The organism is Chromohalobacter sp. HP20-39 (genome assembly GCF_033052815.1).
Lineage (GTDB): Bacteria > Pseudomonadota > Gammaproteobacteria > Pseudomonadales > Halomonadaceae > Chromohalobacter.
On record NZ_JAWHTP010000995.1, the window covers coordinates 1 to 249 of the forward strand.

The following is a 249-nucleotide window of genomic DNA, read 5'->3' on the forward strand; positions in this document are numbered from 1 at the left end:
CGAAGTACGCGGGGCGGAGGCGCTGGACATGCTGCACGCCATGAACACCGGCCACGAGGGCTCGCTGGCCACCATTCACGCCAACACGCCGCGCGATGCGCTGACACGGCTCGAGAACATGGTCAGCATGGCCGGCCTGTCGCTGCCACCCAAGACCATGCGCCAGCAGATCACTTCGGCACTGTCGGTGGTGGTGCAGGTTTCGCGCCTGACCGATGGCCGCCGCAAGCTCATCAGCGTGCAGGAGAT

1 protein-coding gene is annotated in these 249 nt (G+C 66.3%); it reads left to right on the forward strand.

Annotated elements, in window-relative coordinates; genetic code table 11:
- Nucleotides 1-249 (forward strand): ATPase, T2SS/T4P/T4SS family (locus RVY79_RS20950; RefSeq protein WP_317466537.1); only part of this gene is annotated, 249 nt, incomplete at both ends.